Consider the following 24841-nt stretch of genomic DNA (forward strand, 5'->3'; position numbering starts at 1 on the left):
TTAATTATAATTAGTCTATTAATTGATTTTATTGACTAATATGTATTAAAAATAGGATAATATTAAATAAAACAAACATCTATTAAGAAGTAAATATACTTTTCAAAGACATTATTGATAGTATAGCAAAGATGTTTGACCAATATTACATAATCTAAAAACTTAACTTTTAAGGGACTAACTCCAACTACTACGATATGCAAGAGCATTTTAAATCAAGAAGAAATACAGCCTCAACAACAAGGAGAGACCACATACTATCCTGTGAAAATACCTTAGAAACAAATCACCGCGATTTGCCTATTGATTCTTATACTATAAGCGCAACAAATCAAAATTATCCCCCTACAAATCCCCTTCAGAATGCAAATGCCATCGCAAGTCACTTTATTCCTGGAGTAAATCATTTAGTAGATGTGTCTCTAATTTGCGAAGGGATTAAACTACGCCATTATAAAGATTTGACTTTAGATCAAACGATGAATGGGCATCATACTTTTACTTTGGTTTTGAATCATGATGCCTTAGCAATCGAACAAGATTATCATCTAGAAGAAGCTCAAGATTTATTAGGTAAACGCTTATTGATTCGCATGAATTTTAAAAATATAGCGGATAAACCCGAAAGAGACTTTACAGGAGTAATTACCTCTGTTCATTTTGAACAATCCCATGGAAGCAAAGGGAATCTTGTTTTAAAAGGCTATAGTCCTACAATTTTATTAGATGGAGCACCACATATCCAAAGTTTTGGAGGAGACTATCCAATCACCCTCAATGCTATTGTACATCAAATATTTGAGGAGGGGTATGCACAAAAAGGAAAGTATCGCTATAAAATTGAATCGGTCAAAAATTTTAATCTATCCTACATTTGTCAGTACAATGAAACACAGTATAACTTTCTTGCACGTTTGGCTGAAGCGTACGACAAACAATTCTATTACGATGGTGATGTATTGCATTTTGGGGACCTATCTATAGGTGAGAAACCTATCCATTTGGTTTATGGACGAGATGTTGAAAATATACAAATACAGATGAATATCCGCCATGTCAATCGTCAATTTTATGGATACAACAGTTTGAACAATGAGTATCTCAGTGCGGGGGGGAATGTTGATTTAAAAAGTAAAGGAACACTAGCAAAAGTTGCTTATCATAAATCAAAAAAGACATATACAAGCCCTTCTCTACAGCTTGCTCCCAAAAAAGCATCAACGCATCAAGATATAACAGATATAGAACGCAGTATTATTGGAAGTAATGGAATGCAAGTATTTGTAACCACAGGCACAACGACCCTTCCGTTCTTATATCCTGGATGCATTGTTCAATTAGCTATGCTAGAAGCTAATACGAAAAACAGTAGTCATTTTACCACTTTAATGATTACATCAATCAAGCATGAAGTAGACACTTTAGGAAAGTACAAAGGCTATTTTGAAGCTGTAGATGCAGAAACACGATGTATTCCAAGTGTCGATTTTCAAGTTCCCCTTGTCGAACAGCAAATCGCAACAGTCAAAAATAATGCAGACCCCTTGAACAAAGGGCGTGTACAAGTTCAATTTCCCTGGCAAAATACAGACGAACAAACGGAATTCATTCGCATTATGACTCCCGATGCGGGTAGTAGTGATCAAGTAAATGTAAACCGAGGATTTGTTTCTATTCCTGAGATTGGCGATCAAGTAGTTGTTGGCTTTATAGGCAATCATCCAGACCGTCCCTATGTTATGGGGAGTTTATTTCACGGGGAAAACGGCAGAGGTGGAGAAACAAATAATCGAATCAAAACTTGGACAACTCGTAGTGGGTGCACTATTCGCGTTGATGATGAGGACCACAAGGGGAGTATAACCATTAAAGACGCTTCGGGCAGTACCTGGGTAATGGATGGAAATCAAAATATCACCGTTACTTCAGCAGGAACACTTGCATTAAATAGCAAAAACTTAACGATTCAAGTCGCAGATACGATGACAACTACAGTAGGAGGGAATAAACATGACACTATAGGCATGCACAGCACAGAGCAAGTAGGTTTGATGAAAAACGTACACGTTGGCGCCAATCTAGTTCTCCAAGTCGTGGGAAATTTAGTTGAATTTGTCAAAGGCAATAGAAAAACAAAGGCTAAAGAAGTTGTAGAAAGCGCTAAAATTAGGCAAATAATCGCTGAAGAAAACAATATTATTCATGCTAAAGGAACCTTTAAAAACAATAGTGGTGAAAAATCTAATTTATACTAAAAATGGCAATAATTCGAACAGTTAAAGGGGAGTATAATACAACAGTAGAGCAAAGTTGGACAGTGTATACACATGATTTTATTGCTCAAGCTGGACTTCATACTGATTTTACAGCAGATGAAGGTATTGTATTCGGTCAACCCGAAGAAGATACAGTTTTAGAAGAGATAGATTTGGTTTTTGTTCCAACTACAATTGCGATTGATAAATGAGGCAGGTATTTCCCAGTCAAACACTGCATCTTCCTCAACTAAATTCTTGTAAAAAATATGGCATCCAACAGCGCATGGATCCAAGTTCCCTCGATATGAAGTACATCATGCAGGTAAATCGAAATCAAGATAAAATAGAGTTAAGACAGGAACAAGTATTTGTCGGTAACAAAGAAATAAACCAACCTCTGGACGAACTAGTTCAGAAAGTTAATCGTGGATTATACCCCATAGTCGTGACGTATAAACCCCATGGAGGTTTAAATCAAATAGCCAATAGTGCTGAAATTAAACAACGATGGAGAAGGCTTATTTTTCCGATGCTAAAACAATATTATCAAGGAGCCACAAGTGATGCTGTTTTAGAACATATTAATGTTTCAGTTGAACAGTTGAATCTTAGGCAAGATGATTTTAAACGCAATCTATTTTATCGTTTCTTCTTTTTGCCTATTTATCAAACGTTTTCTAGTGAACAAGAAACAAAGTTTTTACTCTCTATTTATTTCTCCTCTATGAAGCGGTTTGTAACCTATCAAACCACATGTACAGTATCTTCTAACTATACGCTCGACCATAAAATTGAGCTGATTATTGAAGGAAAGGTAAGGGGGAAGCTAGGAGATGCGCTTCAACAAGAGGGAGAAATACGCATACAATATAAACTCCATCAGGATACGCACGAAATCTTCTCAATTATCGCTAAGATGACCTCTTTTGAACAAGAGATAGCATCTAAAATTGAATTTGAATTATTTGAACTAAAAGCACGCCAATAATGAGTAAACAACACTTCGTCTGTCAAGGCGCCATTTGCCAATGTAAGTTTGGAACTATACCGGACACTTTGCAAATTAAAACGCAGTCCAAACACTATATCAACGAAAAAGAAGAAAAAGAAAAACGGCTTGCAACGAACCAAGAAGTAGGAGCTGTATTTAGACACAATAGCTTTGGAAGTTGTGCCCAAATGAACAATAAACCTTGTCAAGTCATGGTTACGGATTGGAGTGGGATTTACGATAAAATAAAGGTTGAAGAAAACAAAGGTTATCCTTTATTGGAAAATAGCAAAGCAACATGTCTTATTGGAGGTCCTGATTGTATTGTTATAGACTTTCATGGGCAGACAGTTGAAATTACTGTACAAAATCAAGCCCAAAGCAATCAAGAAGTTTTGATGGAATTATCCCCATTTGTCGATTTAGATTTAGAGCATCAACCTAAAAAATTGTACAATGCATCTGAGTAATTCACTGAAAATAAAATTAAAGACGCAAGACGCTAATATAATTTCCTATGAAAATGGCTCCATAACCTTGGAAAAAGCAGGTGTGCTTGATGTTATTATTGAAGAATATGAACAGAGGAGTCAAGAAAATGGTATAGACAAGCAAGCTTTACTAGCGGAATACAAAGATGTCGTATGGCTTTTTTATACCGTAGAACAAGTGTTGCAATTTCAACCCTATGATTACGTCCAGTCCTTGGGTGAAGGTTTAGTCGAAAAAAGATTTAAGTTTCCTGCTTTTCTTGAAGGAGGAGGAGCTGTTTACATTGAGGCCTTTCGAAAAGGTCATAAACCCGCAAACTCTCCTGCTGTAGGTCTACTAGTACAAGCCCTAGGAATTCCTAAAATATTGGGGATTAAATGGGAGCAATACGAGGAAACTGGAAGTCTTGTTCCTATCACTCCAACAACTAAGGTCCCCTTTGGGTCCAAAGTATTTTTACATATTTATACCCAAGGGTTGTATAAACAAGAATTGACCATCAAATTAATGGATGACGATGGTCCTTTTCTAACGGATGATGAGTTGCCTCCCTTTGAACGTAAGCTTGATTCGGATTCCCTAGTCATTCCTCCCATGCCTTTGGATGAAGAACTCAAGGTATTTAAGCGTATCGTTAACACCTATGATGAAGAAGTTACCGCCATTCCTTCTTATGCTCAAACAGGAGAAATTCTCCTAACTAAAGTTGTTGTAAATCAAGGAGAACAGGAGATAATAGAAGAAAAAAAAGTCCAAGTACAAAAAGTGCGAATGGAGATTTTCATTGATCCCTTTTGGCGTGCACCACAATTTGCAGGAGAAGATGAAATAGAGATTTATGCTAAAATAAAACACAAAAAAGCATTGGATTATATCAGTTTTAAAGCGCATGGTTTTTTGACAGACATTTTTACGACTACATCAAACCTATTTTACACGGGAAATAAGGCTGTCCTCGTTGGAGAAGAGGAAGTCAATTTTCAACGTTTTAATCCGTGTCGATTTGATAAAATTACCAGTAGAAAAAAGGATCAGCAAAAGGGGATTACTATTTTCAACTCTATGGATTATACGACAATCGGACGCAATCCGATTCCCTTAGATATTATTACAGGAAAAAAGGAAACCTATGTAATTAGTTTGGAGGAATTTGATACTTTGTCTTGTGAGAATACAATACAAAAACATACACCGAAGAACAGAATAGAACTCCTCACACTTCCTCCGGCTTATTGTTATGACGTGAATGGAGGAGGGAGTTTAGCCCCTGCCAAAAAAGAAGCACCTATACGCTTTACAGGAACAAATAAAACAACCTTATTTTCTTATACGTGGAGTCCAACCTCTTTTATCACAAACGCCAGAAAAACAGAAGAGGGGAGAATTATTTTAGGGGAATCCACAGTTGAATTAGATGTCTTTTTTGGTTATGAAATACCCAACCTAGCAGAGCCTAGTTTCTCCGTTAGTAAGTTTGAACGTGCCATGCAGTATTTTTGGCTTCCCGATTTAAGTCATAAGTTACAAGAAATTCAGCTCAAAGTATCGAGTTGTGCCTTTGAACGCAACATTAAAATCACCCTATATCCCGACATCAAATGGACGTTAAAATTTGGTTTTAATGTTCAAAAAACAGATTTAGAAGCCTTAAACACTAGAGGGCTAAAAGCACCAGTACAAATTTTTGAATCCCTAGATAAAAGCACCCAAGAGTTAAAAGAAAAAGCCAATCAAAAAGAGGTTGATCATTTAAATAAAAACAATCAACTCAAGAAAATTAAAAATAAAACCTTAGATACAGCCAGAAGAAAATACAGCCTCAAGAAAAAAAACAAAAAAGTGGAGGATCTAACGGTTGTCGAAGAGGGAGAACTTGGAGGGCTATTGCAACTTTTTGATCAGTTTTCTTTGTCATTGGCTGAGGAGCACTATGGTGGAGAAGAAAAAAACGAATTTGGCACAGATTTTATCCATTCCTTGATCGAAAGATTGGATACGATGCTATTTGTGTTTGAAATACTATCAACCATTGAAGGAGAGCACGATGTCAAGCCCTTTGAAGGGAAAGATATTGTAAGTATTGAGCAATTGAGGCTAAAGCTGAATAGAAAACCGTTGACCTACAAGCTACTTTATCCGAAAATAGCCCTTGTTGCTTCTTGGTTTTATGAAGCCATAGACCCCATTATACACCCAGCTCTAGCAGGACAACAAGGCTTGGCAATTGATCTCAATCTACAAGCAAAACCCCTTGTTGGTATTGCCTTACAATGGGATTTGCTAGAATTGCTCTGTCGAAAACACCCTATTGCCTATGCTATTTTGAAATCTATTGATGCCTTGATGTCCATTTTATTGGACGATACGAGCGCTGTAGAATTAAACTTTACTGTTACAGGGCGCATTGAAACTGAAATTGATTGGCAACACAATATGCTCGCTGGTTTTAAAAACATCCAGGCAAAAGGCAAAACAGCATTAACCGTGGAATTACAACTTAAAATTCGAATCGCCAAAACCTTAAAAGTATTGCGCTTTGGCGTGCTACTCGATTTAAATATCATCGGAAGTGGGAAAATTGGCCTGGGCATGATTGATTCCTTTGGCTGTGATGCCTATGGAGTATACACCCAAAAAACCTTGGAATTTGAAGGGATCCATTTGGAGTTTTCTGCTACGTTGGAGGTTAAAGTAAAAAAAGATAAAATAACAAAGAAGCAAAAAAAGACCGTCCCCGAAATAGAATACAAAGTATCGATCCACTTTGGAGCCTATACCCATACGACCCCCAAACACTATTTAAATCTACTGTAATGAATAAAATAAGTATCCTATGTATGGCCTTGCTGAGTTTAACTAGCTGCGCCCAAAAAAAAGTAAACAAAGAAGATATTATAACCATGGAACACGTACAAAACTTAATTAATAGCCATAAACAATTAAAAACTTACGATTACAATCCGGAATATACCCTCCACATTGAAAAAGCCGCGAATTACACCTTTGAGCTCTTAGTCAATGATTTTCCCGTTTTTATTAATTATGACCCTGGAGCTCTTACGGGGTCTATTCCTATTAATGAAGCCATTTTACAAGCAGGCCAACAGACCATTACAGTACGCATGACTCCTCCAGTAAATGAGGAATTCAATATGGCTGCTTCCATTGACCTAGCTTTAGCCGAACTCAAATTAGCCGTAGAATACGGAGATTACGACAGAGAGAAAACGGCTGACTTCAAAGAAGTGTTTCGATATGAACTGCCTGCTTTAAAAGGAGAAGTTCCTACTTATGAGATTAAGCTCCACTTTGAAGCACCACTTGTTCCTTATGAGCATGATGTCACGGGATGGAAAGAGAGTGTAGACCTATCTCAAGAAGATCAAGCGGCTTTGTTTCAAGAGGTAGAAACTTTTTACAAAGAGATGATTGCCCTTTATGAAACAACAAGAGACGTCAATGGATTAGCAACTAAATATTATAGAAGAGCCGTGGAATTATCCCAATGTTATTATAGTATTAAAGAGTGGGAACTACAGCAGTTTATTGATGAATGGATCAAAGATGTCAATGACGAGCGTCCCTTTCTTTTTTCGGGCTATGTGATGAAGCTGTACGGCAATGGACGATTAGTCAAATTAGCGAAGATGGACGACAAATACTATTTTAATTTATCTGCTCTCTTAAGAGAAGGTAAAGATGGTGAAGCAGTGCAATACTATATGTTTCTTCACCGTCCTAAACCTGGGGCTCCTTTAGAAGTGATTCGCTAAAGGTGTGGTTGGTTAATAACTGATAGTTAGTGGTTTACGTTTGCGGTTTACCGCTTTTACCGCTTCAATCAAAAGGCAGAGGAGATTTATCGAATACAAAGTATCGATACACTTTGGAGCCTATACCCATACGACCCCCAAACACTATATAAATCTACTGTAATGAATAAAATAAGTATCCTATGTATGGCCTTGCTGAGTTTAACTAGCTGCGCCCAAAAAAAAGTAAACAAAGAAGATATTATGACGATGGAACACGTACAAAATGTATTAAACAGTTATAAGATTATAAAAACTTACGATTACAATCCTGATTATACCCTCCACATCGAAAAAGCTGCGAATTACACCTTTGAACTCTTAGTCAATGATTTTCCTGTTTTTATTAATTATGACCCAGGGGCTCTTACGGGGTCTATTCCTATTAATGAAGCCATTTTACAAGCAGGCCAACAGAGCATTACAGTACGCATGACTCCTCCAGTAAATGAGGAATTTAATATGTCTGCTTCCATTGACCTAGCTTTAGCCGAACTCAAATTAGCCGTAGAATACGGAGATTATGGTAGAGAGAAAACAGCCGATTTCAAAGAAGTGTTCCGATATGAACTGCCTGCTTTAAAAGGAGAAGTTCCCACTTATGAGATTAAGCTCCACTTTGAAGCACCACTTGTTCCTTATGAAAATGATATCATCGGATGGCAGCAGAGTGTAGACCTATCTCAAGAAGATGAAGGGGCTTTGTTTCAAGAGGTAGAAGCTTTTTACAAAGAGATGATTGCCCTTTACGAAACAACAAGAGACGTCAATGGATTAGCAGCTAAATATTATAAGCGAAGAAAAGATATCGCTCAATGTTATTATAGCAATAAAGCATGGAAAGCTCAAAAAATTATTGATGAATGGATCAAAGACGTCAATGACGAGCGTCCCTTTCTTTTTTCGGGCTATGTGATGAAGTTGTACGGCAATGGACGTTTGGTCAAATTAGCGAAGATAGACGATAAATATTACCTAAATTATTCAGCTTTAATACGAGAGGATGAAGATGGAAATGCGGTTCAATACTATATGTTTCTTCACCGTCCTAAACCTGGGGCTCCTTTAGAAGTGATTCGCTAAAGATGTGGTTGGTTAATGGTTGATCGGTTTTTTAATAAAATTCCAAGAGAAATTGTGTATTGAGGTACAGATTCAACAGGTGTGAAAACAAATAGAGTTGAGATCTTTTGTGTATCCTTTTTATTAAATAATTTATGGTTATTTGTTATACAAATTGTAATTTGTACGAATGAATACAACAGGAGCCATCAAAACGTATACTTTTAATCCTTTACCCGTTGAAATTGAGGTGAAGGATCTCCTTTTTATGCGAGATTTACCTCATATCTTAGGCAAACCACATCAAGCTGAATTTTTCCAAATGATATGGATTAAAACAGGTAGTCTTCGTTGTCGTATTGATTTTGAATTAACAACAATAGAAGCCAATGAACTACTTATAATTACTGCTGGTCAAGTTTGTCAATTTGATGTTCATGCAACATATACGGGTCGGTTAGTTTTATTTACAGCTAATTTCTTTACACGCACAGAGGAAGATGCACATTTTTTGCATACAGCTGAAATTCTAAGCTTAGTCAATAGCAACAAAATTGTAAAGCTGTCGGCTTGTATGATTGAACCGTTGTTTCTTCTCTTAGAAAAAGAATTAGAAAAGGAGAAAGATTCTTTTCAATTGGCTATTGCTCAAAATTATTTGAGAATAGTGCTATTAGAAGCAGAAAGGCGAGTAAAACCTACGCATTTAATACCAACAAATCTACAGATTCAATCCTTCTATCAAGCTGTTGAATCACATTTCAAGATCAATCGAAATGTCAATTACTACGCATCATTGCTGGGAATATCAGAAAAAAAATTAACCCAAGAAATCAAGCAGCGAACTGGATTAACTCCGAAAGTCTGTATTGATACACGCGTAGTTTTAGAAGCCAAGCGTTTATTGAGTTATAGTTCTTTATCTGTCAAAGAATTGAGTTTTATATTGGGATTCGAAGAACCTACCAATTTTATTAAGTATTTTCGCAAGCATACTCAACTTACGCCTCAAGTATTTCGAGAAAGTCAACAACAGCAGAAACAGCTGTAATTTACCTTCTTTTGGCGGTAATGTATTATTTCCTTTGTGGAATTCTAATCTACCTTTGTTTCAGTTAATTTAAAAAAATAAAAGATGAAAAATATTTTATTAATTGGAGCAAGTGGATTTGTAGGAACTGCTCTTTTAAAAGAGGCCTTAAGTAGAAATATTAAGGTAAGCGCGATTGTGCGAAATGCAAATAAAATTGCGATTCAACATCCCAATTTAGAAGTTGTAGAAGGTACGATTACCTCTGCTGAACAAGTAGCAACATGGAGTAAAGGAAAAGACGCCGTAATTAGTGCTTATAATCCTGGGTGGTCAAACCCTAATATATATGAAGAAACCTTAACAATATATCCGCTTATTTTAGAAGGAGTCAAACAAGCAGGAGTAGAGCGTTTACTTCTTGTAGGGGGAGCAGGTACTTTATTCGTAAAACCAGGTTTACGCGTAGTAGATTCAGGTGCGATTCCAGAAGCGATTATGCCAGGTGTAAAATCGCTAGGAGAGTTTTACTTAGATACGCTTGTGAATGAAAAAAACATCGACTGGATTTTCTTTTCGCCCGCGGCTCATTTAGAACCAGGACAGAGAACAGGCGTATATCGATTAGGGAAAGACGACTTACTCGTTGATCCACAAGGAGAAAGTAAAATTTCAGTAGAAGATTATGCCAAAGCAATGTTAGATGAATTTGAAACCCCACAACATCACCAAGAACGCTTTACAATTGCCTATTAATACAATTTTGTTACTAAATAAGAGCCATGAGTTTGATTTTATAATCAAACTCATGGCTCTATTTTTCATTAGCTATTTAAAGATTTAATACAGTATGTTCTTAGAAAAAAAAGATTTAATTTGCTCTAGTTAAATCCTATCATTCCCTATGTTTGAACGTTTTGATCAAAAATCAGTTATAAGTCAAGCCTTTATAGACTTGTATCGTCCTTATTTTAAAGCAACCTCTTATAATCCAAAGACGATACTTTTGGAAGAAGGCCAAGTTGCTCATAAAGTATTTTGGATTAAAAAAGGGTGTATGCGTGTTTGGATGAATAAAGAAGGACAAGAAATTACCTTTCAGTTTTTTTTGGAAAACAGTTTAGTTTCTTCCATTGAGAGTTTTTGGCAGGGAACTCCTAGTAAATTTACTTTAGAAACTATTGAATCTACAGAGGTATGGGAAGCAGAAAAAAAGGATATTCAATCCCTATTAGAAGAATCATTGACCCAACCCATATATAGAGATTTATTCATTGATGTTATTTTTCAACGTACTTTTGATTATGTAAACCATAGTCTTTCTTTCGTTCAATCAACACCTGAAGAACGCTATCTTAAACTTCGCGAGACAAGACCAGAATTAATTCAGCGCATTCCTCAGCATTATCTTGCTTCTTATATCGGAATTTCTAAAGTTCACCTTAGTCGCATTAAAAGCAAATTAATGCGATTGTAATTTGATAACAAATGTTATCGCTCTAAAATGAAGTGAGACCTTACTTTTACAATACACTAAAAAAAGTAAAATGAAAGCTATTATTGTAAAAGATAAAGGGATAGATCCTGTATATGTAACGGATTATAAAGAGACTATTATTCAATCACCCCTTGAAGTATTACTTAAAGTAAAGGCAGTATCCATTAAAAATTTAGATCGTGCTATAGCATCAGGACAACATTATTCAGTTACCAATAAGCCCTTTGTGCCTTTTGTTGTTGGCACGGATGGAATAGGTGAACTATCTGACGGTAGTTTAGCCTATGGTTTTGGATTAAAAGGAATGCTTAGTGACTATGCCGTTGTTCCTCAAGATCGACTTGTTCCTTTGCCTAAAGGAATTGATTTGGCTTTAGCAGCAGCACTACCTAATGCTTTGTTAGGGTCTGTTATGGCCATGTTGGTGCGTGGAAACCTAAAAAAAGGAGATGTTGTTTTAATCCATGGAGCAACAGGTGTAACTGGTCAAATAGCAATACAAATGGCACGCCATTATGGAGCTAGTACAATTATTGCAACAGGTAGAAATAAAGAAAGTTTAAATCAACTCCACGCATTAGGTGCCGATCAGATCATGTCGCTTGCCGAAAATCCAGATCAATTCATTCAATCCATTCGTCAAATTCACCAGCAAACGCCTATCGATTTAGTTATCGATTATGTATGGGGCGAGAGTGCTTCTACTATTTTAACGGCTTTAAAAGGAAATGGCTCCTACCAATACAAAACAAAATTCGTCAATGTTGGAGCCATGTCAGGAGATCGAATGGAAGTGTCTTCTTCTATTTTAAGAGGAACCGATATTCATTTATTAGGGTCGGGGATCGGCAGTTGGACAGAAGTGGAAATGCAGCGTTTTTTTAAAGAGTTACTTCCTGAGGCATTCACTTTAGCGGCTGAAGGAAAGTTAAAGCTCCAAACCATTTGTCATTCTTGGAAAAATATCGAACAGGTTTGGAATACCCCTTTGTCAAGTGGAGAACGTTTAGTTTTTATCCTTGATTAAGGATAAAGAGCGAATATCTCTTAAATATTCGCTCTATATTTCTAGTGCATTTTTTTTAATTCTACTAGTACTGTATCCTTACAGATTAGGATTTATACTTGCATATAAAACATGATCGATGTACTTCCCTTCTTTAAACGTATAAGCTTGGAGTAAACCTTCTTTTTTCATGCCAATGTTCTGCATTATTTTTCCAGAAGCTTTATTAGAATCAAAATGAGAAGCAAATATTCGCTTGAGGTTAAGTTGTTCAAAACCAAAGTTTAGGATCTCCTTTGCAGCTTCTGTTATTAATCCTTGATTCCAATACGTTTCATCTAGCCAATAACCTAGTTCAGCTTTATGGTTCATCTTGTCAATACCCAAACCAATTCCTCCTATAATTTTAGATGCGTTTTTTAAGCGTATAGCAAAAATATAAGCATTTGTATTTAGCAAACCTTGAGCGGCCAATTCCACCCAAAAAGCTGCACTAGCTTCGGTATAAGGAAAGGGAATATTGGTTGTATTCTTGTGGTATATTGGGTTTTTCATGATTTCCACCAACACAGGAATATCGGTATCAAGCGGTTGATTTAAAACTAATCGTTCTGTTTCTAATTGAGGTTTCATGTATTATCTTTTGGACTAACTATGTTATAAAAATACGTTTTTTAGATTTATAAATTTCGATTAATTCCCTATTAGAAGGAAATTTCCTTTCACTTTTGAATAAAAAGATAAATACTATAAGAATAGAAAAGAGCTATTTCATTTATTGAAATAGCTCCTAATTTAACATCTAATATTTTTAAAGTTCACAATCACCAATGGCACTAAACCCAACTGTTACTACATCAAAACCGCCATAAAGTTCAACTAATTCATACCCTCTATCTAATAACGCTTCCTCAGTTGTTAAACACATCTCTTCAGAATATAAAACTTCATAAGTATAAAGAGCTAAAACTTCCAACAAATACAATTCACTTGTTACTTCTTTTTTAAACTCTAGCGTTGGATTCTCCATTGTTGAAACTGTTTTTGCCACCATCGTACTGCTCCCTACCACCAATAAAGCCGCAGCTAATAAAAAACTTTTTTTCATAAAATATATTTTTTTAAGATTAATGATATGAAATTATGAATTATTAAGACTTAAAAACAACAATTAACATTGTTTTTAATATTATTGAATAATAATTATACACGCAGTTAATTGCTTTAAGATAGGCTAAATTTCAGCCAAAGGCAGCTGGCTCTTGTGTTTGTAGAAACAAGGTATAGGTTTAGTCTTGGTAAATCTTAATTTTATAGTGAAATGTTCAATATTTGAGAATATTAAAACATATCTATCTTAATTCTAAGAGAATAGCATCCTTTTAATCAGCCCGTATTAGATATATGTTATCTAGTGTTGTGTCATTTTTGAATAGTTCAGATGTGCTATACTTATTCATTTAAAGTTAAGGAAGTATGGTAGCTAAAAAGATACCATTATTTCTAAAATTAGCCAGAATATGTCAATCATAAATAACTTTAAAATTTGTTATCTCGATTTGCTATATAACTTTACTAGATTAAAAATCATCTCATTCACCAATACAGTTTGCTTCTTGAGTTTCTACAGCTATTTTTTCAACTGTTGTAACTGTTTTCGCTCCCATTGTGCTACTTCCTAAATAACTAGAATCTTTTTGAAACAAGTAGTTCAAAGCAAAAAAGGGAATACTTCAAGATATATCCCTATTTAATGGTAGAATAGTCAAGATTTGTGCTATTTTAGAATTAAAACAGTTCCTACATTTGTGCTGTTATTCTAGCAAAATCCAATTATAATAATACTTTAGCTAGACAATCAATACTTTTTATACTTAAACCACTTAAAGGTTATTTAGTAAAGAAAAGTAGCAGTATTAATTCTTACTTTAAGAAAAAAATGTCTTTTAGGAGAATTAATACGATAGAATAATTTGACACTAACGCAGTACTTGAAGTTGGTTGTTAAGAAAAAAAAAAGACCTATTGTTTAGGTGCTTTTTATTTGTTTTAGAAAATGTATTTAGAGAATTAAATTAGTAAGCGATGCATGAATTGTCAATCGTGAAGGATATCTTTTCCACTTTAGAAGAGCATTATAAAACTAGAGTAGAGGATATTGCAAAAATAGAAATCACGGCAGGTTTGTTATCTAATGTACAACCTGTGCTCATACAAAACGCATTTGATGCTTTTATAATAGAACATCAAAAATATAGGCAAATGGAACTAGAAGTAGTAGTGCAAGATATTGTGGCACATTGTCAAGAGTGCAATCGCGATTTTAAAGTAGAATATCACCGTTTTGTTTGTTCCTGTGGTACACCATCCACAACTATTGTGCAAGGGAATGAATTATACATTTCGAAAGTTAGTATCAAACAATCTTAATATAGTATTTATTATGTCATCAAATCCAAAAAGTTTAGGAAATCGAGTAGGGTCATTGCAATGCGATAATACAACGCTACACTTGTTAAAAGCCAATGATTTTGTGGCTAATGCAATTAGACAACGCCTAAAAAATATTTGTGTGATTAATGTGTGTTCTTCTCCAGGTTCAGGAAAAACGACCTTGATGCAAGAAACAGGAAAACGCTTAGGAAAAAAGCTAAATATCGCAGTCTTAGTAGGTGATCCAGAAACTGATCGCGATGCAGTTCGCATGAAAGAAGTGGGATTAAATGCGCTTCAAATTGTTACCGGTGGAATGTGTCATATTGAAGCTCAAATGATTTTACAAGCTTTAGATCACATGGATTTAGAAGGTTTAGATTTATTGTTTATTGAAAATGTAGGAAACTTATTATGTCCTTCTGCCTTTGATTTAGGAGAAGACTATCGCGTTACTTTACTCGCTACAACAGAAGGGGATGACAAACCTAAAAAATATCCGAGAATGTTTTTAACTAGCGAATTAATGTTGGTTTCAAAAGCCGATTTATTGCCTTATGTTCCTTTTACAATTGAAAATGTGACCAAAGATGCAAGAGAAGTTAATCCGAACATTGAAGTTGTAACTATTAGTACGCTAAATGGGGAAGGGATTGAAACTTGGTGCGAATGGTTAGAAGCACGTGTGGCAGCCAAAAAGGCTCAAGTAACGGAATAATTTGAAGATGGAACCCCTTATTAACATTGATGAGATTCAAGTACAACAGGATGTTATAGCAGGAGTAGATCTGTTTGAAATTGAGTGGTTTGAAACACAAAAGCATCTATTCAAACGATTAACTAAAGGTGGCGTTAAGCTACAAGTTGAAAAACAGCAACATCCTGTTTGGCAGCAAGGAGACGCTTTGTATTCCAAAGGGAAGTTAATTGCGCAGGTTATAATTAAGCCTACATTAGCGATTCAATTTACCTCTAAACAAAGTGATTTAATTGTTGATTTCACTTATTATATAGGCAATAGGCATCTCCCCATTTTTATTGATGTTGAAGATCATGCGTTTCTTGTTCCTTATGATGGTCCGTTATATGAACAATTAACAGCCAAATTTACTTTAGACCTTACCTTAGTAAAAAAGCAATTATTATTTCGTATGCTTCTTCATGAGAAACATGCACAATTATAAATTAATGAAGACAATATTTTTCATACCACTTGTGTGTTTATTATGCTTCGCACAGGGGTGTAAACAAAAGACAAAACTACCAGTAGAAGTTTCCTCAGACACTGCAGTCAGTGCCATCGACAGTAGAGGAAAAGAGGTGAAATTACCGCATGCGGCTACTCGTGTTGTAGCTTTATACGAAGCATTAGTTGACGATATCTTTATGCTAGATGCCCAAGATAAATTAGTTGGGATTCCACAACAGACCTATTTAAATGAAGATGCTTTTGCTTTTTTTTCAACCTTAGATAGTCGTATGGCAAAAAAACAAATTGCAACCCCTACATTTGGTGGTGGAGCATCCAGTATTGAAGCCTTAATCGGATTACAACCCGATCTTGTATTAACTTTTGATCAAGACAAAGAGGCTATTGCTCAACTTGAAGATCTAGGTATAGCTGTATTTACCATTGCGAGTGAAGATGCTGCTGGGATTATTAATGAACTAAAAGGAATTGGTACTTTAGTTGGCCAATCAGATCGTGCTACTAAAATAACCGATTATATCGAAAAGGAAATCCAAGTCATGGAAACTATACCGATGGATCACCCCAAGACGGTTTATTATGCTTGGTCAAAAGGACGTGTACTCTCAACTTCAGGAAAGGGAACGTTAATGGATATGGCTATTAGACTTTCAGGAGCAGTAAATGCTTGTCCTTTAGCCATGCAAGCGCCAAATATTGGCGCTGAAATGTTGTATAAATGGAATCCTGATCTAATTATTCTTTGGAATTCTAATGCAAATGATGTTTATAAATTAAGTGAATTGGCCAATTTACCAGCTGTAGTAAATAAACAAGTCAAAGTAATGCGTCCTTCTTTTTTATATGATCCACATACGGTGAAATTTTTATTATTTGCTAAGCAGGTGAGACAATGGTCTTATCCGGCTTATACTGCGGCAGCCCTAGAACGCGATTTAGAAGAAGCAATGCAGGTATTATATGTTAAAAAACACTAGAATTTAGTTTACGCTATGAGTTATCATTTGAAAGTTACTCTTTTGTGGATTATACCGATCTTATTGTTCATTGGATCCTTGTTATTGGGATCAACCACGAATCTTTCTGTTGCTGATTTGTTCCACTATTTGATGAAGAGCTTTGATGCGACAATTTTAAGTGTTGATCCAATAGAAACCATTTTGTGGAATGTGCGTTTACCTCGTATTATACTGACCTTTTTAGTAGGTGCTGCTTTAGCTGTATCCGGGGGAGTCTTACAAGCTATTTTTAGAAATCCCATCGTAGATCCTTTTACTTTGGGTATTTCTTCTGGAGCTGCTTTTGGAGCAGCGTTGGCTATGCTTTTTCCCTTTATTTCAGTTAATCTCTCTGCTTTTATCTTTGGTATATGCGCAGTGGCCTTAACGTATACTGTATCTTATGCTGGAAGTAAAACTTCTTTGGTCAGTATGGTTTTATCTGGTATTATTGTATCTGGTGTTTTTACTGCCTTATTGACTTTATTGCAGTATTTGAGTGATCCTTATAAGCTACAAGCTATTGTACAATGGACTATGGGGAATTTACACACGGCCTCTTGGCTCAAAGTACAAACGGCTCTAGGTCCTATATTAATTGGATTGTTAATCCTAATCCTTTTGCGCTGGAAATTAAATCTTTTAGCGTTAGGAGATCACGAAGCCTTAGCTGTAGGAGTCAATCCTAAATACATTAAACTTACTTTAATCTGTGTTACAACGATGATCACTGCTTCTGCAGTAGCAGCCGTAGGCGTAATTAGTCTCTTCGGTTTAATTGTGCCTCATATAACTAGAATGCTCTTTGGACCGAATAACAGTATTGGGGTATGGGCTAATATTAGCATTGGAGGATCTTTTCTCTTGTTAATTGACGATTTTTCCAGAGCTATTATGCCTTTTGAAATTCCCGTTGGCGTATTTACAATGCTTATTGGTGCACCTATTTTTATCTATTTGATGAAAAAAAATTTAAACTACTGGAACTCATGAAACCATTTATACACCTACATAATTTGTCTTTTTCTTATGGTAAAGACTGCGTATTAGCAGGTCTCGATGCTTCATTTGAAAAAGGGAAATTATCTGTTATTCTCGGTAGAAATGGCAGTGGAAAATCTACTTTATTTTCTATTTTGGCTGGGTTAGAACAAAAATTTACCGGACATATTTCGTTTGATGGAAAAGAACGCTCAAATTTGAAAATCGGTTTTTTAAATCAATTTCATCAAACAACTTTTCCTTTTACGGTTAAAGAAGTCGTTTTAACTGGACGAGCTTCTTTTTCAAGATGGTCTCCCACAGCAACAGATATAGAAGAAGTACACCATATATTGACGCGATTTAATCTTATACATCTGATTAACAAGCCCTATACTGCACTTTCAGGAGGTGAACGTCAATTGGTTCTACTCTGTCGTATTCTCGTTCAAAAGCCAGACATTCTCATGCTTGATGAACCAACCAATCACTTGGATTTACACTATCAAGTAGCAGTATTACAATGCATGAAACAGCTGGCACAAGAAGGTATGACTATTCTTTGTATCATGCATGATCCCAATCTAGCTTTTATGTATGGCGATCAATTTTATCTCATGCAAAACAAACAATTAACAAATATGCAAACCCTTCAAAAAGAAGAGTTTCATCATGCATTAGAAGAAACCTATCAACTGCCGTTATACGCCTTAGATAATCAAGGAAAACTAATGATTGCCCCTCTAATTTAGTTGAATTATGCAAGAAATTTTTATTACTTCTGTACAAGAACAACAAATAGAAGAAGTTGTTGCTTATGTTAAAAAATGCAGACAGCTTTTATTTCCCATGCTGGATCACAGTACCGTTCCACGTGACCTTACTGCCTTTAAAGAAACTTATTTAACGAATTCTCAAGGTTGTTTTTTGCAAGCAAGAGATCAAAAAGGAAGCATTTTAGGTGTGATTGGAATGTTAACTTATGATCAGCGTTTTGATTATCTGCAGTATAAAGATTATGCAACCGTTGAAGTAGTTCGCTTGTATATTGAGCCCTCTTATCGAAGAAAGGGGTTGGCTACTCAACTTTTTGAGGTTTTAGTTCATCAAGCTGTTGCTAAAGGAATTGAACGCTTGTATTTACATACACATCCCTTTTTGACAGGTGCATTGGAGTATTGGGAAAAACAGGGTTTTGAACTCGTAACTACCTCTACTGATGGAGGATTTACCACCTTACACATGAACAGAAGTCTCTCTGATTAAAAACTTCAATTTATAAAATAATATCATGAAAAAATATATAAAACAAATAGGAATAGGAAGCTTATGGTGCTTATTCCCAACGGTGCTTATGGCACAAACTCCACAGCAAACGGAAAATCACCTGGATGAAATTGTAGTTACTTCAAGAAGAGATAATTCTTATTTGACCAATTCAACCGTTTTAGGAGGAAAATACAGTGGAAGAATCAAAGATTTACCCCAATCCATTTCTATTGTTTCCAGTGAATTAATGGAGGATAAACAAGCTTTTCAAGTGGCGGATATTATTCCTGATTTGGCGGGTGTTACTCAAGCTTCTGTATACGATGAGTTTGTTATTCGCGGCTTTAAAAGTGGGTATGATAGCGGTATTCGACTCATTAATGGCATGCGTTCAGCCTATGGTTTTGGAGAAAGTTATTATCGTTCTCCTATGACTTTGAATTTTGAGAGTATTGAAGTTTTAAAAGGGCCGGGTGCCTCTTTATTTGGCGATATTGCTCCTGGAGGGACTATCAATATGGTAACAAAAAAGACCTTAGAAGAACACAAGGGATTGCTTCAATTCTCAGCGGGAAGTTTTGAAACACTACGCACGACCATTGACGTAGGAGGTCCGTTGGATTCAGGCAAAAAAATATTATATCGCTTAAATGCAGGCTATGAAAGTTCTAAAACATTTAGAGATATCAATAATCGAAAAAACATGGCTGTAGCACCTTCTTTTACTTTTAAACCTACAGCAGGAACAACGATTGATGTTGATTTAGTTTTTGATCAATTTAATGGCTATCTCGATAGAGGAATGAGCACAAAAGGAGGTGATTTATACGGTTTGCCTCGCACATTTACGTTGAGCCAACCCTCTGATTATTTTAAAACGAAAACAACCACCATCAGTGGGCGACTTAGTCAACGTTTAACAAATGATCTAAACTTACATGTCAATTATATGAAGTCAATCTATGAAGAAGATTTGAATGAGCACAGAACGTTGAATACCTATGCAAATCCAGAACAAACGATTGTAAACTTGCGTTTTTTTGATCGTCATGGCAAGGAATATACAGACAACGTAGTTTCTTACTTAAAATGGGATAAATACGGTAAAAACATCGATCATCACTTGGTATTTGGTATTGATTACGCCCAATACAAAGGGGATAAAAATAGCTATCAACGAGAAGCGCGTTCAAAAACAGTTCATGGGGAAACCGTAGCCCTTACTTTTGACATGAATAATCCAACCTATCAAGGAGCTGATATTTCCACTTATGTTTGGCGATCAAATTCACAATATCCTTTTATGAGTCCCTATAAAAGTACAGGAATTTATATCCAAGATCAGGTATCGATTGGAGATCGACTAAAGATGGTTATGGGAATCAGACAGGAACGTTATGAATCTGAAACAACAGATGCAAAGAAAACATTTACAGCTACCCAAAATGTTTGGTTACCCCGTTTGGGATTGACTTATTTGATTAATGATCAAATAAATTATTTTGCTAGTTATTCTCAAGGTTATGTTCCCATCTCGGCCAACTTTGTATCGAATTATTCTGATTATGGAGCCGATAGTCCATTCAAATCTGAGCGTAGCTTTCAAATCGAAACAGGGGTAAAAATGGGCTTTTTTGCCAATCAATTGCAGATGGATGTTGCCTTATTTCACATTGAAAGAAGAAATATGCTAATTGGAACCGGACAAGTAACAGAAGGTGGGTTACCAGTATATCGTCAATCAGGTCGTGTACTTTCTCAAGGGGTGGAATTAGATGTGCGAGGACAGATTACCAAAGAGTTTCAGGTGATGGCCAATTATACCTTCAATCAGACAGAAGTAAAATCTTCTGCTATTGCTGCTGAAGAGGGAGAATTACTTCCTGGTGCACCTAAAAATTCTGGAAGCATTTGGTTGAAATATGTTTTCTCAACAACAGCGTTGAAAGGGCTTGGATTTGGAGCAGGTATGTACTATGTTGACCAAAGAAGATTGAGTGAAAGTATTGGAAAAGATACTGCTGGCCATGCACAGTGGGGATATTTACCCGCTTATACTACAGCAAATGCGGCGGTTTACTATCACGTAGATAAGTTCAAGCTTGCTTTAAATGTCAATAATATCTTTGATACCTATTACTTCTTAGGTGGTTTTGATTACACCCGCGTATTTGCAGGAGCACCCCGTAATATTATGGCTGCTTTGAGCTATTCATTTTAATTAAAGTATAAGTATTATTCAACACCCTCAGTTTATTCTTGAGGGTGTTTTTTATTAATGAGCCTCTATCTTTCTAAACCTAAAAATATTGTTTATATTTATTTTCATAGACTCAAGCTAAATCTAATGTTTACAGAGAAAGACAATATATATTGGAAAGCATTTAGTACATCAATTGATGGTTCTTTCATAGAAAGAAGGTATTGGCATTCACCCAAAGTTATTTACACTTATAAAGATTTTTCTATTGTATTTGATAATCACTGCTTTACAAGTGCAGTTAGTACGAGAAGTTATGAATCTTTTATTACTCGAATATATTGCAAGTTTAAACATCACAAACCCATTAAAATTAGGATAGAAAAGGCTAGTTTCCTAAACCGCCTAATTAATTTATTTCAGGGTCATTTACTAAAAACAAAAAATTCTATTTTTAATAAACAGTATCAGATTCATGCACCTAAAATGGAATCTTTAGCTTTTTTACGTCCAGAAATTCAGAACAAACTGATTGATTTAAATATTGAAGGTCTTTTTATAGATCAACAAGAGGGGATATGGGGAGAACCTTTAATAGGAAATAATTTTGAAATTGCTATTTATGTTGAATCAACTCGACTCGAACTTAGCGAACTATTAGCCCTCAAGAAGTTATTTGAACACATAATTGATGCTTTATGCGATACTTATGCTATTCAAAGCTCATAATTCCCTATTTTATCCTAGCTTAGTCAAGATTTGTGCTATTAATGGAGCCCTATTGAAGTTATCTTTGTGGTGTAATTAAAAACAAGGTGTAAGGCAATTATGAAAGCATTATTTCGACGATTCGTTTTGTGTTTTTTTCTTTTGTGTTTAGGTGGGGCATTTGCACTTCCTCCTAAATACTTGGAACGGTCTTATATCGCATCGGATTTTACTTTAGTATCCGAACAAAGAAGTCAAAAGGAAATAGCACAAACAGGAGGGCAGAACAATCAATCTTTAAGTTTCTGTCCCTATACAAGTAGGTGACCTTCCAAAAACAACTCTTTTATTTTATTTTAAAAACTAATCACTTTTAGCTGGTTGGCTGGCTAGTGTATTGTTCAATTTTAATTCAAATTATTTATGCATTTATTACCGAGAGAGACGGAAAAGTTGCTTTTGCACTTAGCTGGTGAACTAGCGAAAAAGCGCAAGGCGAGAGGGGTTAAATTAAACTATCCCGAATCGATTGCCTATATCAGCAGCGAACTTTTAGAAGCTGCTCGAGATGGAAAAACAGTAGCTGAACTCATGCAATATGGTGCAACCCTATTAACGCGTGAGGATGTAATGGAAGGCATTCCCGAAATGATTCACGACGTTCAAATTGAAGCTACCTTTCCTGATGGAACGAAGTTAGTAACAGTGCATAATCCCATTCGATAACGAAGACATAAAGTACAATGGTTCCAGGAGAATATTTTAGTAAAGAAGAAGCAATTATCTGTAATGAAGGTAGAGCAGTTACCACGATTACAGTAGTAAATAAAGGGGACAGACCCATTCAGGTAGGTTCTCATTACCACTTTTTTGAAGTAAACAAGATGATGGAGTTTGATCGAGCGGCTGCCTTTGGCAAACGCCTGAATATTATTGCGAGTACAGCCGTTCGCTTTGAGCCCGGTGAAGAAAAAGAAGTTGAACTAGTTATTTATGCAGGTGCGCGTAAAATATACGGACACAATGATTTAGTTAATGGGGAAACAATTTCTGAAGAGGCTAAAATCGCTGCGATGAAGAAAGTGGAAAAACAATACTTTAAAAACAAAAGTGTATGAGTTTAAAAGTTAGCAGAGCAAATTACAACGCTATTTTCGGTCCCACAGTTGGCGATCGCGTGCGTTTAGGAGATACCGCTATTATCATTGAAGTAGAGAAAGATTTTGCTAGTTATGGCGATGAAAGCAAATTTGGCGGTGGAAAAACTGTTCGCGATGGTATGATGCAATCCTCAAATCACTTGAGTCACGAAGGGGTATTGGATCTGGTGATTACGGGAGCGATTGTCCTTGATCATTGGGGGATTGTAAAAGGCGATATTGGAATTAAAGATGGAAGGATTGTAGGTGTAGGTCGTGCGGGAAATCCCGATACGATGGATGATGTATCGCCTAATATGATTATTGGCGCTTCAACAGAAGTACATGGTGGCGCAGGTTTTATTGTCACAGCAGGAGGAATTGATACGCATATCCACTATATTAGTCCAACGCAGATTGAAACGGCTTTGTATAGTGGAGTCACCACCATGATTGGAGGCGGAACAGGTCCGGCGGATGGAACCAATGCCACTACAGTAACACCTGGTAAGTGGAGCATGAAACGCATGATGCAAGCAGTAGATCACTTGCCGATGAACTTTGGTTTCTTTGGCAAGGGAAATGTAGGAACGGAAGCCCCTATTATTGAGCAAATTGAAGCTGGAGCCCTGGGTGTAAAAATACACGAAGATTGGGGAGCAACCCCAGCAACGATTGATAGAGCTTTATCCGTAGCGGACAAATATGATGTACAAGTAGCTATTCACACCGATACATTAAATGAAGGAGGATTCTTAGAAGATACCATGCAAGCGATTAACGGTCGTGTCATCCACACTTTCCACACAGAAGGAGCAGGAGGAGGGCATGCACCAGATATTATTAAATCTGCCATGTATCCCAATGTATTACCTGCTTCAACGAACCCAACGCGTCCTTTTACAAAAAATACAATAGACGAACACTTGGATATGTTGATGGTTTGTCACCACTTGAGTAAGGATATTCCAGAAGATGTCGCTTTTGCAGATTCGCGTATTCGTCCAGAAACCATTGCAGCAGAAGACATCTTACAAGATCAAGGTGTATTCAGCATTATGAGTTCAGATTCACAAGCGATGGGACGAGTGGGAGAGGTAGTAACCCGAACTTGGCAAACGGCAGATAAAATGAAGAAACAACTCGGCCCTTTAGCAGAAGATGAAGGTCGTGATAATGATAATTTCCGCGCCAAACGCTATGTTGCTAAATATACCATTAACCCAGCCATTGCGCATGGAGTATCTCAATATATAGGTTCTATTGAGCCAGGTAAAATTGCCGATTTAGTGATTTGGAAACCTGCTTTATTTGGTGCGAAACCCGAAATGATCATCAAAGGGGGAATGATTGCAGCCTCCAAAATGGGAGATGCGAATGCATCCATTCCAACTCCACAACCGATCATTTTAAGAACAATGTATGGAGGATTGGGAAAAGCAGTGACACAAACTTGTTTCAACTTCGTTTCTCAAATTTCTTTGGACAAAGGAATACAAGAAGAATATGGGGTTGCAAGAACCTTACTCCCAGTAGTAAATTGTAGAAACATATCCAAAGCAGATATGATTCACAATCACGCTACACCTGAAATTAGAGTGAATCCAGAAAATTATGAAGTGAGTATTGACGGTAAGAAAATCACTTGTCAACCCATAGATGAAGTGGCATTAGGACAGCGCTACTTTTTATTTTAATTCAGATAGGAACAACAAACAATAGCCCAATTCAACTTGAGAATACAAGGCCTTCTT

Annotated in this window: 25 protein-coding genes; 23 read left to right on the forward strand and 2 right to left on the reverse strand. The window is 36.1% G+C overall.

What is annotated here, in order from left to right:
- Window positions 1–197 precede the first annotated feature (197 nt).
- The 11 genes from HX004_RS06165 to HX004_RS06215 all read left to right on the forward strand — a co-directional run bounded on the left by HX004_RS06165 (window position 198) and on the right by HX004_RS06215 (window position 12170).
- On the forward strand, window positions 198–2255 hold the full coding sequence (locus HX004_RS06165; RefSeq protein ID WP_286441472.1) for a type VI secretion system Vgr family protein: 2058 nt from the start codon (window positions 198–200) through the stop codon (window positions 2253–2255).
- A gap of 2 nt (window positions 2256–2257) precedes the next feature.
- The gene (locus HX004_RS06170; protein WP_286441473.1) at window positions 2258–2467 is read left to right on the forward strand and encodes a hypothetical protein; all 210 of its coding nucleotides are present in this window, start codon (window positions 2258–2260) and stop codon (window positions 2465–2467) included.
- Window positions 2464–3246, forward strand: a complete 783-nt coding sequence (locus tag HX004_RS06175) for a hypothetical protein (protein ID WP_286441474.1) — start codon at window positions 2464–2466, stop codon at window positions 3244–3246. The genes HX004_RS06170 and HX004_RS06175 overlap by 4 nt, the downstream gene beginning before the upstream one ends.
- The gene (locus HX004_RS06180; protein ID WP_286441475.1) at window positions 3246–3719 is read left to right on the forward strand and encodes a DUF4280 domain-containing protein; all 474 of its coding nucleotides are present in this window, start codon (window positions 3246–3248) and stop codon (window positions 3717–3719) included. The genes HX004_RS06175 and HX004_RS06180 overlap by 1 nt, the downstream gene beginning before the upstream one ends.
- A complete protein-coding gene (locus HX004_RS06185) occupies window positions 3706–6555 on the forward strand; it encodes a hypothetical protein (RefSeq protein ID WP_286441476.1) in 2850 nt (949 codons plus the stop codon). Before HX004_RS06180 ends, HX004_RS06185 begins: the two co-directional genes overlap by 14 nt.
- Complete coding sequence (locus HX004_RS06190; RefSeq protein WP_286441477.1) at window positions 6555–7514, forward strand: hypothetical protein; 960 nt, start codon at window positions 6555–6557, stop codon at window positions 7512–7514. The genes HX004_RS06185 and HX004_RS06190 overlap by 1 nt, the downstream gene beginning before the upstream one ends.
- A gap of 162 nt (window positions 7515–7676) precedes the next feature.
- The gene (locus HX004_RS06195; RefSeq protein WP_286441478.1) at window positions 7677–8636 is read left to right on the forward strand and encodes a hypothetical protein; all 960 of its coding nucleotides are present in this window, start codon (window positions 7677–7679) and stop codon (window positions 8634–8636) included.
- A 169-nt stretch (window positions 8637–8805) separates the two neighbouring features.
- On the forward strand, window positions 8806–9666 hold the full coding sequence (locus HX004_RS06200) for an AraC family transcriptional regulator (protein ID WP_286441479.1): 861 nt from the start codon (window positions 8806–8808) through the stop codon (window positions 9664–9666).
- Window positions 9667–9750: 84 nt separating this feature from the next.
- Complete coding sequence (locus HX004_RS06205; protein WP_286441480.1) at window positions 9751–10401, forward strand: NAD(P)-dependent oxidoreductase; 651 nt, start codon at window positions 9751–9753, stop codon at window positions 10399–10401.
- A gap of 148 nt (window positions 10402–10549) precedes the next feature.
- Window positions 10550–11122 carry a Crp/Fnr family transcriptional regulator gene (locus tag HX004_RS06210; protein WP_286441482.1) on the forward strand — a complete coding sequence of 191 codons (573 nt, stop codon included), beginning with the start codon at window positions 10550–10552 and terminating at the stop codon, window positions 11120–11122.
- Between the two features lie 70 nt (window positions 11123–11192).
- Window positions 11193–12170, forward strand: a complete 978-nt coding sequence (locus HX004_RS06215) for a quinone oxidoreductase family protein (RefSeq protein ID WP_286441483.1) — start codon at window positions 11193–11195, stop codon at window positions 12168–12170.
- Window positions 12171–12248: 78 nt separating this feature from the next.
- Here HX004_RS06215 and HX004_RS06220 read toward each other — a convergent pair whose 3' ends face one another.
- Window positions 12249–12782, reverse strand: coding sequence for a GNAT family N-acetyltransferase (locus tag HX004_RS06220; RefSeq protein ID WP_286441484.1), 534 nt, complete (start codon window positions 12780–12782; stop codon window positions 12249–12251).
- 178 nt (window positions 12783–12960) lie between these two features.
- The gene (locus HX004_RS06225) at window positions 12961–13257 is read right to left on the reverse strand and encodes a hypothetical protein (protein ID WP_286441485.1); all 297 of its coding nucleotides are present in this window, start codon (window positions 13255–13257) and stop codon (window positions 12961–12963) included.
- A gap of 977 nt (window positions 13258–14234) precedes the next feature.
- Here HX004_RS06225 and HX004_RS06230 point away from each other — a divergent pair.
- The 12 genes from HX004_RS06230 to ureC all read left to right on the forward strand — a co-directional run bounded on the left by HX004_RS06230 (window position 14235) and on the right by ureC (window position 24784).
- Window positions 14235–14579 carry a hydrogenase maturation nickel metallochaperone HypA/HybF gene (locus HX004_RS06230; protein WP_286441486.1) on the forward strand — a complete coding sequence of 115 codons (345 nt, stop codon included), beginning with the start codon at window positions 14235–14237 and terminating at the stop codon, window positions 14577–14579.
- A 13-nt stretch (window positions 14580–14592) separates the two neighbouring features.
- Entirely contained in the window at window positions 14593–15300 is a 708-nt protein-coding gene (hypB, locus tag HX004_RS06235) for a hydrogenase nickel incorporation protein HypB (RefSeq protein ID WP_286441487.1), read from the forward strand.
- Between the two features lie 7 nt (window positions 15301–15307).
- On the forward strand, window positions 15308–15766 hold the full coding sequence (locus HX004_RS06240; RefSeq protein ID WP_286441488.1) for an urease accessory protein UreE: 459 nt from the start codon (window positions 15308–15310) through the stop codon (window positions 15764–15766).
- A gap of 4 nt (window positions 15767–15770) precedes the next feature.
- Complete coding sequence (locus tag HX004_RS06245; protein WP_286441489.1) at window positions 15771–16769, forward strand: ABC transporter substrate-binding protein; 999 nt, start codon at window positions 15771–15773, stop codon at window positions 16767–16769.
- Window positions 16770–16784: 15 nt separating this feature from the next.
- Window positions 16785–17783, forward strand: a complete 999-nt coding sequence (locus HX004_RS06250) for a FecCD family ABC transporter permease (RefSeq protein WP_286441490.1) — start codon at window positions 16785–16787, stop codon at window positions 17781–17783.
- Complete coding sequence (locus HX004_RS06255) at window positions 17780–18523, forward strand: ABC transporter ATP-binding protein (RefSeq protein WP_286441491.1); 744 nt, start codon at window positions 17780–17782, stop codon at window positions 18521–18523. Before HX004_RS06250 ends, HX004_RS06255 begins: the two co-directional genes overlap by 4 nt.
- 7 nt (window positions 18524–18530) lie before the next feature.
- On the forward strand, window positions 18531–19037 hold the full coding sequence (locus HX004_RS06260; protein ID WP_286441492.1) for a GNAT family N-acetyltransferase: 507 nt from the start codon (window positions 18531–18533) through the stop codon (window positions 19035–19037).
- A 25-nt stretch (window positions 19038–19062) separates the two neighbouring features.
- Complete coding sequence (locus tag HX004_RS06265) at window positions 19063–21261, forward strand: TonB-dependent siderophore receptor (protein ID WP_286441493.1); 2199 nt, start codon at window positions 19063–19065, stop codon at window positions 21259–21261.
- A 126-nt stretch (window positions 21262–21387) separates the two neighbouring features.
- Complete coding sequence (locus HX004_RS06270) at window positions 21388–21969, forward strand: hypothetical protein (RefSeq protein WP_286441494.1); 582 nt, start codon at window positions 21388–21390, stop codon at window positions 21967–21969.
- A 402-nt stretch (window positions 21970–22371) separates the two neighbouring features.
- The gene (ureA, locus tag HX004_RS06275; protein WP_286441495.1) at window positions 22372–22674 is read left to right on the forward strand and encodes an urease subunit gamma; all 303 of its coding nucleotides are present in this window, start codon (window positions 22372–22374) and stop codon (window positions 22672–22674) included.
- A gap of 17 nt (window positions 22675–22691) precedes the next feature.
- On the forward strand, window positions 22692–23066 hold the full coding sequence (locus HX004_RS06280; protein WP_286441497.1) for an urease subunit beta: 375 nt from the start codon (window positions 22692–22694) through the stop codon (window positions 23064–23066).
- The gene (gene ureC / locus HX004_RS06285) at window positions 23063–24784 is read left to right on the forward strand and encodes an urease subunit alpha (protein WP_286441498.1); all 1722 of its coding nucleotides are present in this window, start codon (window positions 23063–23065) and stop codon (window positions 24782–24784) included. Before HX004_RS06280 ends, ureC begins: the two co-directional genes overlap by 4 nt.
- The last annotated feature ends 57 nt before the right edge of the window (window positions 24785–24841 follow it).

The organism is Myroides sp. 1354, from assembly GCF_030324495.1.
In the GTDB taxonomy this organism is placed as follows: domain Bacteria; phylum Bacteroidota; class Bacteroidia; order Flavobacteriales; family Flavobacteriaceae; genus Flavobacterium.

Coding starts and splice junctions, on each gene's coding strand:
- HX004_RS06205 (WP_286441480.1), top strand. CDS start 9,751: ATGAAAAATATTTTATTAATTGGAGCAAGTGGATTTGTAGGAACTGCT.
- HX004_RS06170 (WP_286441473.1), top strand. CDS start 2,258: ATGGCAATAATTCGAACAGTTAAAGGGGAGTATAATACAACAGTAGAG.
- HX004_RS06220 (WP_286441484.1), bottom strand. CDS start 12,782: ATGAAACCTCAATTAGAAACAGAACGATTAGTTTTAAATCAACCGCTT.
- HX004_RS06255 (WP_286441491.1), top strand. CDS start 17,780: ATGAAACCATTTATACACCTACATAATTTGTCTTTTTCTTATGGTAAA.
- HX004_RS06180 (WP_286441475.1), top strand. CDS start 3,246: ATGAGTAAACAACACTTCGTCTGTCAAGGCGCCATTTGCCAATGTAAG.
- HX004_RS06250 (WP_286441490.1), top strand. CDS start 16,785: ATGAGTTATCATTTGAAAGTTACTCTTTTGTGGATTATACCGATCTTA.
- hypB (WP_286441487.1), top strand. CDS start 14,593: ATGTCATCAAATCCAAAAAGTTTAGGAAATCGAGTAGGGTCATTGCAA.
- HX004_RS06230 (WP_286441486.1), top strand. CDS start 14,235: ATGCATGAATTGTCAATCGTGAAGGATATCTTTTCCACTTTAGAAGAG.
- HX004_RS06190 (WP_286441477.1), top strand. CDS start 6,555: ATGAATAAAATAAGTATCCTATGTATGGCCTTGCTGAGTTTAACTAGC.
- HX004_RS06280 (WP_286441497.1), top strand. CDS start 22,692: ATGGTTCCAGGAGAATATTTTAGTAAAGAAGAAGCAATTATCTGTAAT.
- HX004_RS06245 (WP_286441489.1), top strand. CDS start 15,771: ATGAAGACAATATTTTTCATACCACTTGTGTGTTTATTATGCTTCGCA.
- HX004_RS06270 (WP_286441494.1), top strand. CDS start 21,388: ATGTTTACAGAGAAAGACAATATATATTGGAAAGCATTTAGTACATCA.
- HX004_RS06185 (WP_286441476.1), top strand. CDS start 3,706: ATGCATCTGAGTAATTCACTGAAAATAAAATTAAAGACGCAAGACGCT.
- HX004_RS06200 (WP_286441479.1), top strand. CDS start 8,806: ATGAATACAACAGGAGCCATCAAAACGTATACTTTTAATCCTTTACCC.
- HX004_RS06215 (WP_286441483.1), top strand. CDS start 11,193: ATGAAAGCTATTATTGTAAAAGATAAAGGGATAGATCCTGTATATGTA.
- HX004_RS06175 (WP_286441474.1), top strand. CDS start 2,464: ATGAGGCAGGTATTTCCCAGTCAAACACTGCATCTTCCTCAACTAAAT.
- ureA (WP_286441495.1), top strand. CDS start 22,372: ATGCATTTATTACCGAGAGAGACGGAAAAGTTGCTTTTGCACTTAGCT.
- HX004_RS06265 (WP_286441493.1), top strand. CDS start 19,063: ATGAAAAAATATATAAAACAAATAGGAATAGGAAGCTTATGGTGCTTA.
- HX004_RS06210 (WP_286441482.1), top strand. CDS start 10,550: ATGTTTGAACGTTTTGATCAAAAATCAGTTATAAGTCAAGCCTTTATA.
- HX004_RS06240 (WP_286441488.1), top strand. CDS start 15,308: ATGGAACCCCTTATTAACATTGATGAGATTCAAGTACAACAGGATGTT.
- HX004_RS06195 (WP_286441478.1), top strand. CDS start 7,677: ATGAATAAAATAAGTATCCTATGTATGGCCTTGCTGAGTTTAACTAGC.
- ureC (WP_286441498.1), top strand. CDS start 23,063: ATGAGTTTAAAAGTTAGCAGAGCAAATTACAACGCTATTTTCGGTCCC.
- HX004_RS06165 (WP_286441472.1), top strand. CDS start 198: ATGCAAGAGCATTTTAAATCAAGAAGAAATACAGCCTCAACAACAAGG.
- HX004_RS06225 (WP_286441485.1), bottom strand. CDS start 13,257: ATGAAAAAAAGTTTTTTATTAGCTGCGGCTTTATTGGTGGTAGGGAGC.
- HX004_RS06260 (WP_286441492.1), top strand. CDS start 18,531: ATGCAAGAAATTTTTATTACTTCTGTACAAGAACAACAAATAGAAGAA.